The sequence below is a fragment of the Rhizobium sp. BK377 genome, assembly GCF_014193935.1.
GTDB lineage: Bacteria > Pseudomonadota > Alphaproteobacteria > Rhizobiales > Rhizobiaceae > Rhizobium.
Genome location: NZ_JACIAC010000002.1, coordinates 64248 through 76470, shown reverse-complemented (window position 1 = coordinate 76470; position 12223 = coordinate 64248). Strand labels below are relative to the sequence as shown.

At 63.1% G+C, this 12223-nt stretch carries 9 protein-coding genes and 2 pseudogenes; 5 read left to right on the top strand and 6 right to left on the bottom strand.

What is annotated here, in order from left to right; all coding sequences use genetic code 11:
- Positions 1 to 301 precede the first annotated feature (301 nt).
- On the top strand, positions 302 to 901 hold the full coding sequence (locus tag FHT92_RS08925) for a J domain-containing protein (RefSeq protein WP_183826165.1): 600 nt from the start codon (positions 302 to 304) through the stop codon (positions 899 to 901).
- A gap of 9 nt (positions 902 to 910) precedes the next feature.
- Here FHT92_RS08925 and FHT92_RS29210 read toward each other — a convergent pair.
- Positions 911 to 1104: pseudogene (locus FHT92_RS29210) on the bottom strand (pyridoxamine 5'-phosphate oxidase family protein); the annotation flags it as partial.
- 292 nt (positions 1105 to 1396) lie between these two features.
- Here FHT92_RS29210 and FHT92_RS08920 point away from each other — a divergent pair.
- Both FHT92_RS08920 and FHT92_RS08915 read left to right on the top strand, forming a co-directional pair.
- Complete coding sequence (locus FHT92_RS08920) at positions 1397 to 1720, top strand: hypothetical protein (RefSeq protein WP_183824002.1); 324 nt, start codon at positions 1397 to 1399, stop codon at positions 1718 to 1720.
- 192 nt (positions 1721 to 1912) lie between these two features.
- Positions 1913 to 2521: an exonuclease domain-containing protein gene (locus FHT92_RS08915; protein ID WP_183824000.1), complete on the top strand. Its 609-nt coding sequence runs from the start codon at positions 1913 to 1915 to the stop codon at positions 2519 to 2521.
- Positions 2522 to 2524: 3 nt separating this feature from the next.
- Here FHT92_RS08915 and FHT92_RS08910 read toward each other — a convergent pair whose 3' ends face one another.
- Positions 2525 to 2917 carry a GNAT family N-acetyltransferase gene (locus FHT92_RS08910; protein ID WP_183823998.1) on the bottom strand — a complete coding sequence of 131 codons (393 nt, stop codon included), beginning with the start codon at positions 2915 to 2917 and terminating at the stop codon, positions 2525 to 2527.
- Between the two features lie 50 nt (positions 2918 to 2967).
- Complete coding sequence (locus tag FHT92_RS08905) at positions 2968 to 4143, bottom strand: MFS transporter (protein WP_183823996.1); 1176 nt, start codon at positions 4141 to 4143, stop codon at positions 2968 to 2970.
- Positions 4144 to 4419: 276 nt separating this feature from the next.
- Here FHT92_RS08905 and FHT92_RS08900 point away from each other — a divergent pair.
- A pseudogene (locus tag FHT92_RS08900) lies at positions 4420 to 4524 on the top strand (GIY-YIG nuclease family protein); the annotation flags it as partial.
- Positions 4525 to 4555: 31 nt separating this feature from the next.
- Here the strand turns inward: FHT92_RS08900 and uvrB are convergent.
- The 3 genes from uvrB to FHT92_RS08885 form a co-directional block, all read right to left on the bottom strand.
- On the bottom strand, positions 4556 to 7492 hold the full coding sequence (uvrB, locus tag FHT92_RS08895) for an excinuclease ABC subunit UvrB (protein WP_183823994.1): 2937 nt from the start codon (positions 7490 to 7492) through the stop codon (positions 4556 to 4558).
- A 732-nt stretch (positions 7493 to 8224) separates the two neighbouring features.
- Entirely contained in the window at positions 8225 to 10015 is a 1791-nt protein-coding gene (locus FHT92_RS08890; RefSeq protein ID WP_183823992.1) for a glycoside hydrolase family 15 protein, read from the bottom strand.
- A gap of 373 nt (positions 10016 to 10388) precedes the next feature.
- A complete protein-coding gene (locus FHT92_RS08885) occupies positions 10389 to 10589 on the bottom strand; it encodes a hypothetical protein (RefSeq protein WP_183823990.1) in 201 nt (66 codons plus the stop codon).
- Between the two features lie 591 nt (positions 10590 to 11180).
- Here FHT92_RS08885 and FHT92_RS08880 point away from each other — a divergent pair.
- Positions 11181 to 12218: an MBL fold metallo-hydrolase gene (locus tag FHT92_RS08880; RefSeq protein ID WP_183823988.1), complete on the top strand. Its 1038-nt coding sequence runs from the start codon at positions 11181 to 11183 to the stop codon at positions 12216 to 12218.
- Positions 12219 to 12223: the final 5 nt, after the last annotated feature.

The window sequence follows — 12223 nt, the reverse complement described above, 5'->3', positions numbered from 1 at the left end:
CGGCAGGCGCGACACTCCGTCTCCACTGTGGGAGAGGGCAGGGTGAGGGGGCTCCGGCTGGTTCAGACCGGCCGTCCTGACAGCCAGCGCCACCTGAATTCTCTCCCAGTCACAACACCGGAAAAACCCATCGCCTGAACCCTTCACCTGTGGGAAAATCCGCGCGTTCCACAATTTCGTCCCGAGCGGCCGCAATTATGGCAGGGTGTTTCGGGGCTTGATGCGGCGTCCGCCTGCGGTTAGGTCTCGGAGGGACGAAGCAGTGAATGAAGGAAGTGCCGGCGTGATCGATCCCTATGCCATGCTTGGACTGGAGCGTGACGCCAATGCCGAGGCGATCAGGCTTGCCTGGCGCAAGGCCGCCAAGGGCGCGCATCCGGATGCCGGCGGCGACACCGATCATTTCAACCGGCTGCAGATCGCCTACGAACTCCTGCAGGATCCGGTGCGCCGGCGCGTCTATGACGATACGGGCTACGATCCGCAGCTCGCCGACCCCAGGGATCTCGAAGGCGTGCTGATGCTGGAATCGCTCGTCAACGAGGTGATCCTCGACGAGCGCGAACCCGGCAGCTTCGACCCCGTTGCCGCCATGCGCCGCAAACTCTCCGACGATATCGTCAAAAGCCGCTTCCACGTCCTGGAGCTAGAACGCCACCGCGCCCGCGTGCGCAAGCACATAGACCGCCTCGGCCGCCGCCCGGAAACCGACGTGCTCGGCTCCATGCTGCGCGCCCGGGGCGAAGCCATCGCCGAGGCCATTCGCAAGACGGAAAAGCAGATCGAGACGATCGAGCATACCTACACGATGCTCGAAGGCTATTCGTATGAGGTGGAAGTCCTGGGGCCGGTGGAGGAGGTGGACGTGGTGGAACCGCAGCGCGGGGAGGCTGCGGAGTAGGGGGTGGGCCCGCTGCTCATCCTTGTCATCCGGCGCGCCTGATGTTTCGTCCAGAATGATCTTTACGAGCGAGGGCATCTCCCTGCGATCCTGGTGATGCTCGGGCTCCACAGGTGAGAGCGCCGGAATGCCTTGGCGCAATGCATGAAGACCTCGTCCACCGTGACCACGATCGCCAGTTTGGGAAGGCGCTCGTTGACGGATGCTGCTCGCGGGCATGGCCGAGCGCGAGCTTGCACTCAAGAAGAAAGCCCGGCGGGGTTTTCCGGGCTTGAAGTCTTTCGATGGGCGTGGCGGCTCGTTTCCGCATGCCTCTTTATAGGGCCGTTTTCCCCTCTGGAATGATCTTGTCGGCAGAGAGTGATTGAAGCTTGAGATGGTGCTCGCGCAGCGATTGAAAAGGGGTGCCGGGCGCATGGGGTAAAATACAGGGAACAATGTCTGCAGTCGGCGGTTCCCTAGAGGTCAGTAATTGATCCTGTCAGGAGAATGACAATGCGGATGAAAATCGTCGCAGCATCGCTGCTTGCCCTCGGCATGGCCACATCAGCCTTCGCCCAGTCCAATCCGGCCCCGACCGGCACCACGATGGACAAGAACACCACCGATTCCGGCGGCGGCGCCGGCACCACCGTCAAGAAGCCGATGGCGACGGACAAGATGAAGACCGGCAGCACGAAAATGGGCACGAAGACCAACAAGGTCCGCTGCCCCGACCACGCCAGCAGCAGCGGCACCGGATCCGGCAAGCTGCAGACCCAGGGCGGCACAAGCAACGCCACCCCGATGGACGAAGCCTGCGCGTCACATAATAATTGATCTCCCGAAGCCGAATATGGCGCGGGTCGAGAAATGCCCGGTCGTCTTGCGATGGCCGGGCGTTTTCTTGTGGGGTAAAGGAGCGCTATTGCAGCGGCTTGAGGGGCAATGGAGCGCGGGACCGAACCCCCATGGCAACCCGTAAATATCCCGCTATGCTGCCCGCAACGCTGAAGCAGGAGCACACCGCGCGTGCCGCATATCTACATCGTCACCGATTGCGAATTCGATGGCCCGATACCGGGCGCCCATTCGATGCTGTCTTTCGCCTCCGTCGCCGTTTCCGAAACCGGGCAGATCCTCGGTGAGTTCGAGGCTGTGCTGCAACCGCTGGAGGGCGCGGGGCGCGACCCGGTGACAACGGCCTTCTGGCAGGCCCATCCGCAAGCCTTTGCGGCCGCGACTGAAAAGCCCGACGCTGCGGCCGAGGTCCTGACCCGCTTCGTCGCCTGGGTGAAAGCCTTCAAGGCCGAGCCGATCTTTGCCGCCCATCCCGTGGCGCTCGATGGCCCGTGGCTCGATTATTACCTGAAGCGCTTCACCGGCCGGCCGCTGCTCGAAGGGCCGTGGATCGCCGATCGTCTCTTTCGCCATCCGCCGCTCTGCATCCTGTCGCTGGTGGCGGGTGCGACGGGGCGCAGCCCCTGGGAATGCGATATCGCCCATTATCCGCGTGAATGGCTCGGCAATATCGAGCACACGCACCGCGCCATCGACGATGCCCGCGGCTACGCCAACCTCCTGCATTTCTTCCTGACCCGGCGCGAACCCGGCGGCGGGTACCGGCCACTTCTTTCCTGAGCTTCACACTTCGACGAGCCGGATCAGCCCGGCTTCGGTCGGCCTGAAGCCGCAGGCGCGGTAAAAGCCCCGAAGATGCGGCTCGAAATCGACATGCAGCCACTGCGCCCCGCGCTCGCGGGCGACCCGCGTCGCCTCCTTCACCAGCTGTGTGGCAATACCTTGCCGGCGCAGATCCGGATGCACCGAGGTATCGAGGAGGAAGGCATGGATGCCGCCATCCCAGGCGACATTGACGAAGCCGATCAGCCGGCCGTCGTGATAGGCGCCGAGATGGACGAGACTGCGCGGCAGGATGCGGGTGAAATCCGGCGCCTCGGCGCCATCCCAGGCGGCGGCCCAGAGCTCGGCGAGTTCCTTATTCGAGGGGAAGGGGTCGATGCGGAGTTCTGGCATGGAGGTTTCCGGGCTGATCTGGCGATGCAGGCTACAGAAAATGCCACCGTTTAGCCATGCGTCCGCATGGGCTCCGGCTGCGCGGCAATCGAAGCCGCCGGTGCCGCAAGCGCCCTGCTGACCAGAAGCGCGGCGGCGATGACCGGCACGACCGCCCAATAGGAAAAGCGGATGCCGAAATGTTCGGCGATGAAGCCGAGCAGCGGCGGCCCGGCGAAGAAGACGATGAACGTCGTCTGCCCGAGCGCTGCGACATTGACGGAGGCCGCGCGGTCTGTCCGCCGGGCGGCCGCCGAGATCGCCAGCGGATAGACCGAGGAGCAGCCGATGCCCGTCAGGCCGAAGCCGACGAGCGCGACGACAGGGTGCATGGCGGTCGCGACCATGACGAGGCCGGCGGCCGCGATCGCCAGCAGCGTCAGCGCCACCGGGCGCGGATTGAAGCGGTCGATGATCGGGTCCATGCCGAGCCGGCCGATGGCGATGCAGAGCGAGAAGATGGTGACGCTGAGCCCGCCGATGAAGGGTGCCGCCGCAAAGACATCGCGCATATAGATCGCCGACCAGTCGACGCTTGCGCCTTCGGCCAGAAGCGGGGCGGCGCCGATCAGGCAAAGCGGCAGGAGCCCTGATGTGGGAACGGCGACGAGCGGCGTCTTTTCCGTTTCCATCTCGTGGCGCGGCGGCGCGGTCCTGATGCCGGAAAAGACGATCGAGCCTGATATCAGGATGGTCAGCAGGACAAGGACGCTGTGCAGCTCGATGGAGACGCCGGCCTGGCGCAGGCCCGCGGCAACAAAGGCGGTGATGCAGAAACCGAGGCTCCACATGCCATGCGCCCGGCTCATGATGCGGTACCCGAGCAATGCCTCATGACGGTCGGTTTCGATATTGGCATTGATCTCGAAGGCGCCGGTGAAAAGCCCGGCAATGAAGAACAGTGGCAGCGCCGGCAGGGCCGACGGCATGAAGGGGATGAGGGCGAAGAAGAACGACGCGCCGAAGACGGTGATGAAGGCCGTTTTTCGCGCCCCGAGCTTCTCGATGAAGCGCACCGAGAATGTCAGCCCGCAGAGCACGCCCGACGACATCACCGCCAGCAGCAGTCCAAGCTCGCCTTCGCTGACGCCGAACTTGCGCTGCAGATCGGGCAGGCGCGAGACGAAGGCGCCGAGCGAAAGGGCGACGGCAAACTGGATGAAGAAGATGCGGTGGTGCGGCTTCATTTCTGGGCTGCTCCGATCGGGTCTCAATGGAAGCCCGGCCATTCCCTCGGCATGAGCAGGAGATTCCGGCGGTGGGAGGTTCGTTGGCAAACCTGCGGAGCGGATATTATGCGGGATGTATGCTGACAGTTTCTGTCAGGAGTGTTGGTGATCGCTGGAGGGACGGCGCTTCTCCCCTGCCTCATTCCTGTGCTTGTCACAGGAATCCAGCCGGCTTGCGTCCGCAAGCCGAAAAGACTCTTGAAAAACAATGCCTGTTTACGCCACTCTTCAATCATGAAGGGTTACGTCTACATCCTCGCGTCACAGAGAAACGGCACGCTCTATACCGGCGTGACGCGCGACATTGCTGGCCGGCTGTTCGAGCATCAAAATGAGCTGCAGGTAAGGACCGTTTAGGCCAGTTCAATCTTCACCGCCCCGGCTGCCCGGTCTTGTTCTTCGTCCGCCCCGTGCGCCGCTGCTCGCCGGGATCCTCATAACTCCCGACACCCGTCTTCCCTCGCACCAGCGGCCGCATGTCATCGCGCTCCGGCTGCCCCTCCAGTAACGGCGAAAACCGGTTCGTCCCCTTGGCGGCATCCGGCTTCTCCGGCACGTGCCCCGTCACCGGCTTTTCCGTCCGGCCGACGGTCATCTCGTCCAGCGTATTGCGGCGGAAGAGGCTCTTGCCGTCGGCGGGGGTGGCGACGTGGCGGCCCATTTCGTCGAGGTGGGGTTTGGCGAAATAGGTGGGTGGGGCCCCCTCATCCGCCCTGCGGGCACCTTCTCCCCGCTGCGGAGAAGGGGAGGAGCCGTTGCGGCTCTTGCCTTCCATCACCTTGGCTTCTTCTCTCGCCAGCGGGTCGTCCATGGCGGCGAGTTCGACGGCCTTGAGGCGTTTGATTTCGTCGCGCAGGCGGGCGGCCTTTTCGAAGTCGAGGTCGGCGGCGGCGTCGCGCATGCTCTTTTCCAGCGCGTTGAGATGGGCCTGCAAGTTGTTGCCCACGAGGTTGCCGCCATCGGCGAAGCCCTTGCCCGAGGCGCCGGAGATATCGGCGCGGACGTGGTCGCGCTCGTAGACGGAGTCGAGGATATCGGAGATCTTGGCCTTGACGCTTTCGGGCGTGATGCCGTGCTCTTCGTTATAGGCCATCTGCTTTTCGCGGCGGCGGGCGGTTTCGTCCATGGCGCGCTGCATGGAGCCGGTGATGTTGTCGGCATAGAGGATGACCTTGCCGTCGACGTTTCGCGCGGCGCGGCCGATCGTCTGAATCAGCGAGGTCTCGGAGCGCAGGAAGCCTTCCTTGTCGGCATCGAGAATGGCGACGAAGCCGCATTCGGGAATATCCAGGCCCTCGCGCAGGAGGTTGATGCCGACGAGCACGTCGAATGCGCCGAGGCGCAGGTCGCGGATGATCTCGATGCGCTCCAGCGTGTCGATATCCGAGTGCATGTAGCGCACGCGCACGCCCTGTTCATGCAGATATTCGGTCAGATCCTCGGCCATGCGCTTGGTCAGCACGGTGCAGAGGGTGCGATAGCCCTTGGCGGCCGTCTCGCGGATTTCGCCGAGCACGTCGTCCACTTGGCTGCGGGCGGAGCGCACCTCGACGGGCGGATCGATGAGGCCGGTCGGGCGGATGACCTGTTCGGCGAAGACGCCGCCGGCCTGTTCCATTTCCCAGCTGCCCGGCGTGGCCGACACGGCGATCGTGTCCGGCCGCATGGCGTCCCATTCCTCGAAGCGCAGCGGGCGGTTGTCCATGCAGGAGGGCAGGCGGAAGCCATATTCGGCCAGCGTCGCCTTGCGCCGAAAGTCGCCCCGGTACATGCCGCCGATCTGCGGAATGGTGACATGGCTTTCGTCGATGAAGACGATGGCATTGTCAGGCACATATTCGAACAGCGTCGGCGGCGGATCGCCGGGGTCGCGGCCGGTGAGATAGCGCGAATAGTTTTCGATGCCCTGGCAGGAGCCGGTCGCTTCCAGCATCTCGATATCGTAGCGGGTGCGCTGTTCCAGGCGCTGGGCCTCCAGCAGGCGGCCGGCCTTTTCCAGCTCGGCGAGGCGAAGCTTCAGCTCCTCCTTGATGGACTTGATCGCGGCGTTCAGCGTCGGACGCGGGGTGACATAGTGCGAGTTGGCGTAGATCTTCACCGATTTCAGGTCGCCGGTCTTCTGGCCGGTCAGCGGGTCGAATTCGGTGATGGCGTCGATCTCGTCGCCGAACATGCTGATGCGCCAGGCCGCGTCTTCCAAGTGGGCCGGGAAGATCTCGATGGTATCGCCGCGCACGCGAAAGGAGCCGCGCTGGAAATCCATGTCGCGGCGCTTGTATTGCTGAGCCACGAGATCGGCCAGCAGCTGGCGCTGATCCAGCCTGTCGCCGACATTCATCTGGAAGGTCATGGCCGTATAGGTTTCGACCGAGCCGATACCGTAGATGCAGGAGACGGAGGCGACGATGATGCAATCGTCGCGTTCAAGCAGCGAGCGCGTCGCCGAGTGGCGCATGCGGTCGATCTGCTCGTTGATGGAGCTTTCCTTCTCGATATAGGTGTCGGAGCGCGGCACATAGGCTTCCGGCTGATAGTAATCGTAGTAGGAAACGAAATATTCCACCGCGTTGTCGGGAAAGAAATTCTTGAACTCGGAATAGAGCTGGGCGGCCAGCGTCTTGTTCGGCGCCAGGATCAGCGCCGGGCGCTGTGTTTCCTCGATCACCTTGGCCATGGTGAAGGTCTTGCCCGAGCCGGTGACGCCGAGCAGAACCTGGCTGCGCTCGCCGCTCTCCAGCCCGCCCACGAGATCGCGGATCGCCGTCGGCTGGTCACCGGCGGGCTGGTATTCCGAGGCCATGCGGATGGTGATGCCGCCCTCGGATTTATCCGGTCGGGCAGGGCGGTGCGGCGTCCAGATCTTGCCGTTCTTGTGCAGCGGGTTGCCGCTCTCGATCAGCTTCGACAGCGCCTCGACCGTGGCGGTGACGCCGCCGGGCGCCAGATTGCCGGCATCCTCGAGCGAGATATCGAGACCGGCGACCGGATTGAGACCGGCGGCGGCACGCGTCTTCGGGTCTGACGAACCGCCGATGGAAACGCCGCGCGCCGTCTTGCTCACTGTCGCCTTCTTGTTGACGCTGACGGCCTCGGTGTGCTTGCGCGCCTCGTTCTCCACCTTCTTGCGGTGCTTGCCCGCTTTCGAGGCGATTTCGCGCTGGCTCTCGATGCCAGCCTGTTCTGCATCCGCCTCAAGCTGCTTCACCCAGTCGGCGACGCTGCCGCTGAGCGGGGCGCCTTCAAAGGACGATTGGGGAGCTTCCTCGAAACCGGTCGAGGCGGGAGATTTCTTCGGAGATTTTGCCATGCGCGGAATATGGCTGTTGTCATGCGGAAATGGAAGGGGTTGAGAGTACAAAAGGGAAACGAATGAATCGTTCGGATTTTGGAATAGTAGTGTCTTTATGGGCGCCAACCTTGCTTTGGGCACCGGCGCCAACTCCAACCTCCCTCATTCCTGTGCTTGTCACAGGAATCCAGCAGCCGCGTGTCCACGCGGCGGAAGAGTCTTATCAGCCATTGGCCTGTGAAGAAACGCTCCATGCCGGACAGTTTTCAAAGGAGTCCTCTCGGCTTGCGGACGCAAGCCGGCCGGATTCCTCTGACAAGCACAGGAATGAGGGAGATTGGGGTTGGCGCTGGTGCCCCAAAGAGATCGGCGGCGGCGTAGAACTCGTCCTGAAAACGCCTGACGTAAGGCCAGGCGCGTCGATTTCGATCCCGAGATCTATGCGAAGCAGACGGCGTAGCACGCTATCCTCCCTCATTCCTAAGACAAGCATAGGGATGATGGCGAGATGGTGGTGCCCGGAGCCCCCTCATCCGCCCTTCGGGCACCTTCTCCCCGAGGGGGAGAAGAGGGAACCAGGACGCGGTTCTACCGCAACATAAAATGCTTTGCTGGGCTGGAGCATTGCAGCGCACTTTCCCCAGCGGGGAGAAGGTGCCCGAAGGGCGGATGAGGGGGCGCAACGCATAGCCTCTCCTGATCTGACTTGATGAGGGAGAGGAGGAGTCGCCGGAGCCCAACCCACCCCCATCAAGCCGACCGCTGATCCGCCGGCCCCTCGGCCCGCGCCAGGTTCAGCGCGCTGTTGATCAGTCCGACATGACTGAACGCCTGCGGGAAATTCCCGAGCATCCGCCTGGCGTCGGGATCATACTCCTCCGCCAGCAGCCCGACATCGTTGCAAATCGCCAGCAGCCGCTCGAACAGGCTGAGCGCGTCGTCGCGACGGCCGATCATGTTAAGGGCGTCGACGAGCCAGAAGCTGCAGGCGAGGAAGGCGCCTTCGCCTGATGGCAGGCCGTCGTCGACCTCCTGCGTCTCGTAGCGCAGCAGCAGGCCGTCGCGCCGCAGCTTGCGCTCCACCGCCTCGACAGTCGCAATATAGCGCGGATCGTCAGGCGCGATGAAGCCGACCATGCCGAGGTGCAGCAGGCTGGCATCCATCGCCTTGGAACCATAGGCCTGGGTGAAGCATCCGAGTTCTGGATCGAAAGCCTTCCTGCAGACCTCGGCATGGATGCGATCGGCGAGCGCGCGCCAGCGGGCGGCGGCTTCGGGCTCGTTGTCCTCCTCGGCGATCTTGACGGCGCGGTCGAAGGCCACCCAGGCCATGACCTTGGAATAGGTGAAATGCTGGCGCTGGCCGCGCACCTCCCATATGCCCTCATCGGGCTGGCCCCAGGTCTTTGCGAGGAAGGGCAGGATGGCGGTCGCCAGTTCGCGCGTGCGATGATGCGGCGGCAGGCCGCCCTTGCGCGCCTGCAGCATGGCGTCGGCCACTTCGCCATAGACATCGAGCTGCACCTGTTCGGCGGCGGCATTGCCGATGCGCACGGGCGCGGAACCCTCGTAGCCCTGCAGCCAGGGCACCTGCCATTCCAGCAGATTGCGCTCGCCGGCGACGCCATACATGATCTGCATCTGCGCCGGCGAGCCGGCGACGGCGCGCAGCAGCCAGTTGCGCCAGGCATGGGCCTCCTCGTAATAGCCGAGCTTCATCAGGGCGAGCAGGGTCAGCGTCGCGTCCCGCAGCCAGCAATAGCGATAGTCCCAGTTGCGCGGCCCGCCGATCTTTTCCGGCAGGGAGGTGGTCGCGGCAGCGACGATGCCGCCCGTCGGCATGTAAGTGAGCGCCTTCAGCGTGATGAGGGAGCGTTTGACCTGCTCCGTCCATTTGCCGACCTTGGGGCACTTGCCGGCGAAGGATTGCCAGAATTCCTCCGTATCCGGCAGCGCATATTCCACCTGCCGCCGGGCCGGCGGCGGCAGATGCGAGGGGGACCAGGTGAGGGTGAAGACCTGGCTTTCGCCTGCCTCAACGGAAAAGGAGCCGACCGTGCTCAGCCCGCGGCCTTCCAGCGGCACGGCGCAATTCAGCGTCAGCCTGTCCGGCCCGGCAATGGCGGTGATGCCGCCGTCTTCGCCATGCGTAACCCAGGGAACGGTTCGCCCGTAATCGAAGCGAAGGTTGAGCTCCATATCGAAGGCGACGGTGCCGCTCTTGCCTTCGACGATGCGCATCAGATCGCTCGTTCCATCGCGCAGCGGCATGAAATCGGTGAGAACGGCGGTGCCCGTCTCGGTCTGAAACTCGGTCTCGAGAATGAGCGTGTCCTGGCGATAGCGGCGCGAAACGCTGTATTTGCCGCCCGAGGGCGAGAGCGACCAGAAACCGTTATCCCGCGTGCCGAGCAGGGCGGCGAAGCAGGCGGGAGAATCGAAGCGGGGAAAACAGAGCCAGTCGATCGAGCCGTTTCTGGACACGAGTGCCGCGGTTTCGCAATCTCCGATAAGCGCGTAATCCTCGATAAGTGCCGTCACCTGTGCCTCCTGAGCATATCAGCCGGGTTTTAGGTAGGGCTCATATGGGGAGGTCAACTGTCGGGGGCGGTGGGGTGTGGCGGGGAAGGCGGCGCGGCCACCCAATCTCCCTCATTCCTGTGCTTGTCACAGGAATCCAGCCGGCTTGCGTCTGCAAGCCGAGAGGACTCTTGAACGAGAGTGCTTGCGGAAACCATTCATCGATTGGGACGCGCTTACGTCAGACTCTTCCGCCGCGTGGACACGCGGCTGCTGGATTCCTGTGACAAGCACAGGAATGAGGGAGATTGGGTGGCCGCGCTGCCCAAAGCCAATCAGCGTAGCGGAGCAATATGCCGACCATCCTCACGCCTTCGGACTGTCCAGTAGGCACCTACAGCAACAACCGCTCCAGGCTCCCCTGATCCTTCACCCCATGCTGATAGAAATGGAGGATCTGAATGGCCAGTTCCTCGCGTTCGCCGTCGCTGGCGATCTGCCTCGCCGCGCAGATATGCTCATAGACGCGCTGGCAAAGAGCGACATCCTCTTCCTGCATCGGCGTCTGGCTCGCCGACATTTTCTCTCTGATCATCGACATTCCTCAAACGTCCCCCCCGGTGACGTTGTAGCGCGCAGATTGCGTTCTTCAACTTTCGGAAGATCACGTCATCGTGCACCCTGGCCCGCCAAGGAGAATTCTTAAATGCAGACGCACAATGTTACGCATGTAATAGAAACCGGCCGGCGCTTGCGATATGGAAGGAGAAGGGCCGCCTGCGATACAGGAGTGGTGGGCAGTCCTTCTCCACTGGTTTGCAGCATCCAGCGTGGAGCAGTGTAGGCCGAAATGACGAAACCGTAAGCTCACTTTTTGAGTCGCGGCGAATTATTTCAGCTATTGCTTAATTAATGACCGGCGGCGCCTGCCGCCGGTCATTTGCTTTATTTTTACACAATAAAAAGCGTCTCGGCGGGACCTTACCTTAGGGGAGAACGTACCTTGCCTTACGTCAGCTACTCACATTGGGCGAGGGCGGACCATGGCGCTCATCCCCTCCGGCTTCTTCCGCTTTTACCGGCATGAAGATATCATCGGCAGACGTCCGATGCAGTTCACAGCAGCAGGCGAGGCTGGCGATTTCAGAGCCAGAAAGCGCTGGCGCCGGCGCAATGGAGTGGACAGATGATTTTCCGCCAGCTTTTCGACAGTGTCTCCGGCACCTATACCTATCTCATCGCCTCCAGGCGCGGCGGCGAGGCTCTGATCATCGATCCCGTCCTGGAAAAGGTGGAGCGCTACATGCAGCTCGTGCGCGAGCTGGACCTGAAGCTGGTAAAAGCTGTCGATACCCACCTGCATGCCGACCACATTACCGGCCTCGGCGCGCTGCGCGACCAGACGCATTGCATCACCGTGATGGGCGAGCAGACCAAGGCCGATGTCGTGGCCATGCGCGTTTCCGAAGGCGACCGCGTCGGCATCGAGGGCATCAGCCTCGACGTGCTCTATACGCCCGGCCATACGGACGATTCCTATTCCTACCTGATGGGCGACCGCATCTTCACCGGCGACACGCTGCTCATCCGCGGCACCGGCCGCACCGATTTCCAGAACGGCGATCCCCGCGCCCAATATGACTCGATCTTCAACAAGCTCCTGCGCCTGCCGGAGGAAACGCTGCTCTTCCCCGCCCATGACTACAAGGGCGACACGGTCTCCACCATCGGCGAGGAAAAACGCTTCAACCCGCGCCTGCAGGTCAAATCGATCGACGAATATGTCGACCTCATGAACAACCTGCACCTGCCCAATCCGAAAATGATGGACGTCGCCGTCCCCGCCAACATCCACATCGGGCTGCATCAGGAGGAGATTGCGCGCAAGGGCTGGGCGGTGAGCGCGAAGGATGCGCTGGGCCTACGCGGGCGGGCGGATGTGGTGATCGTCGATCTGCGCGAGAAGAGCGAGCGGGAGCGGCACGGGGTGATCCCGGGCGCACTGCATGCGCCCTATGCGGATCTGCAGGAGAACCTGTCAGAGGGCGGGATGCTGCATGAGCTGGCGGTGGCGACGGGCAAGAGGGTGCTGTTTTACTGTGCGTTCGGGGAGAGGTCAGCGATGGCCGTGCAGGCGGCGCAGGATGCGGGGGTGGGGACGGCGTGTCATATTGAGGGTGGGATTGATGCTTGGAAGAAGGCTGGTGGGGTGGTGGGGGAGTGAGAAGC